1 protein-coding gene, 3 tRNA genes and 1 pseudogene are annotated in these 2,230 nt (G+C 60.9%); 3 read left to right on the top strand and 2 right to left on the bottom strand.

Annotation, left to right across the window (positions count from 1 at the left end):
• Positions 1-957 (bottom strand): annotated as a pseudogene (locus tag TX78_RS13805) (hypothetical protein); the annotation flags it as partial.
• Between the two features lie 379 nt (positions 958-1,336).
• Positions 1,337-1,702 (bottom strand): metallopeptidase family protein, encoded by a 366-nt coding sequence (locus TX78_RS10625; protein ID WP_044496125.1) that lies wholly within the window; start codon positions 1,700-1,702, stop codon positions 1,337-1,339.
• A gap of 103 nt (positions 1,703-1,805) precedes the next feature.
• On the opposite strand from TX78_RS10625, the gene TX78_RS10620 reads away from it, so the two are divergent.
• From TX78_RS10620 to TX78_RS10610, 3 genes are all read left to right on the top strand, one after another.
• A tRNA-Glu gene (locus tag TX78_RS10620) sits at positions 1,806-1,878 on the top strand.
• A 90-nt stretch (positions 1,879-1,968) separates the two neighbouring features.
• Positions 1,969-2,042, top strand: a tRNA-Asp gene (locus TX78_RS10615).
• Between the two features lie 22 nt (positions 2,043-2,064).
• Positions 2,065-2,137, top strand: a tRNA-Phe gene (locus tag TX78_RS10610).
• Positions 2,138-2,230: the final 93 nt, after the last annotated feature.

Below are 2,230 nucleotides of genomic sequence, written 5' to 3'. Positions count from 1 at the left end.
TGCCTCCGGCTCCTCGGACGGTGCGGCTTCCCCTTCCGTACCCTCCGAGGAGCTTTCGGCAGTCTCGGGTTCTGCCTCGGCGGGGGACTGCTCAGCGTCCTCCTGGGCCACAGCAGCCTGCTCGGCTTCGGCGCGCAGCTGCTGGACTCGGTAGACCAGCTGCTCGTAGTCGACGTCGCCGTCTTCAGTGAAGTAAGCGCTGGAACCGCTTCGAGCCTCGCCCAGCATCATCTCGAAGAACTCCTGGAGGCTTCCGTCAAAGCCTTCGAGTTCCTTCAGGGCAGCAAGCTGCTCGTAGATGTTCTGGCCAAGCTCTTCAACGTTCTCGATGGTCTGGTCGGTGCTCTGCTCGACGGAGGCTACGGCCTGCTGCGCAGATTCGGCCTCGCGCTGGGCCTGCGCGGCGAGCTCTTCTGCTTCGCGCTCAGCCTGCTCGGCAGCAACAGCGTCCTGCTCAGCCTGCTCCTGCAGCTGCTGATCAGTGGCGTCCTCGGCCAACACATCACCGTCGGAGAGCAGTACATCGGCAGCCGAGGTGTCCTGCTGCTGATAGTCCTCCGAAGCTGCGGCAGCCTGGATGCTGCGGGCTTCCTCGGCGGCAGCAGCAGCTTCCTCGGCCTCCTGTAAGCGGGCGACGGCCTGCGCCTGCTGGCGCTGAAGGTCGGCTTCAAGCTCATTGGCCCGCTGGCTGGCCTGGTCAATGCGGCCTGCGATGTCAACGATCATCTGTTCGCGAGCCTGCTGGGACTCCTTGGCCGCGGAGATCTCCTGCGCGGAAGGAGTCTCGGGCAGCTCAGTGACCACAACAGAGTCGGAGAGGTTCTGGTCAGTGTCGCGGTGCTCGACGGCTTCGGTGGCGCGATCAGCGACCAGGTCGGGCAGAGTGGTCCCGACAAGCGCTGTAGTCACGACGGCGGCCGTAATGGCTGCCACCGCGAGATTGCGGCGGTATTTCACGGTAGTTCCTCACTTTTCCTCACTGGTGCGGCACTGCGAGGAACTCCTCATCGGCACTAAGGAGCTCCTGGGTTCACCCGGTCAGCGGACGATCTGGGCGGGCCATAAGCGATGGGAAGCCTGGCCTGCGCAAATCGACGAAGATGGGAAACGCTGATCCGAGTGATCCTTCGCGGTGCTACGTGGCTCACGATAATTGCGAAAAGGTCACGCTGGCAATAGGCCGTGTCGTTTCTGTGATGAACCTGTGAGACAAAAACCGCGAGTTTCCGGGCATCCAGGGTTACAAAATGGTATAGCGGAACCTTCAAGCTACTTGAAGGTTGAGGTTCCGTGACTTCTCTCTGGGGCTGTGCTAATGACACCTCGCAGTTGTAAGTCAGCCCCAGCCGAGACGGTGAAGCGTGGCATCGTCGATGCCGAAGAAGTGCGCTACTTCGTGGACCACGGTAATGGCGATCTGGTCGATGACCTCTTCGCGAGTCGCGCAGATCTCTAGGATTGCGTCCTTATATAGAGTGATGCGATCCGGCATGGCCCAGGGTTCACCGCCGCGTTCGGTCAGCGGGATGCCCTCGTAAAGGCCAAGCAGCGTGGTCTCCGGGTCTTCCCAGGGTTCGGGCTGGTAATGATCCTCCACGAAGACGGCCACATTCTCGATCCTGGCGGCGAGACGAGGCGGAATGAGTTCAAGGGCAACGGCCGCGGCGGCGTCGAACTCCTCATCGCTCATCATGTAGGCCATGGGGACAAATACTACGGGCGAACCTCTCGATTTGCCGTGACAGAGTCTCTGGCCCTAAACTCTTACAGGTTCCCCTCGGAGCAGCGATGTTCCAAGGGTTCGGGCCCCCATCGTCTAGCGGCCTAGGACACCGCCCTTTCACGGCGGCGGCACGGGTTCGAATCCCGTTGGGGGTACTTGGTCAGATTGGCAGGAGCTGATTGGACCAAGGGGAAGAAAGTCTGATAGAGTTTCTCCTCGTGCTGATGAGGCACAAAGCAAAATAAGGCCCTGTAGCGCAGTTGGTTAGCGCGCCGCCCTGTCACGGCGGAGGTCGCGGGTTCAAGTCCCGTCAGGGTCGCAAGACGCCGGTTTTTAGTCCAGGCTCTGTAGCTCAGTTGGTAGAGCGTTCGACTGAAAATCGAAAGGTCACCGGATCGACGCCGGTCGGAGCCACGAAACCGGTGTCAGAACGAAAGCCCCCGAAGAAATTCGGGGGCTTTTCGTGTTTCTGCAGCAGCCCAGACGTCGGGCTATAGGAACACATAC

Source organism: Nesterenkonia massiliensis (assembly GCF_000455245.1).
Taxonomy (GTDB): domain Bacteria; phylum Actinomycetota; class Actinomycetes; order Actinomycetales; family Micrococcaceae; genus Nesterenkonia; species Nesterenkonia rhizosphaerae.
Note: the sequence above shows the minus strand (reverse complement) of the source record. Positions and strands in the feature narration are given on the sequence as shown.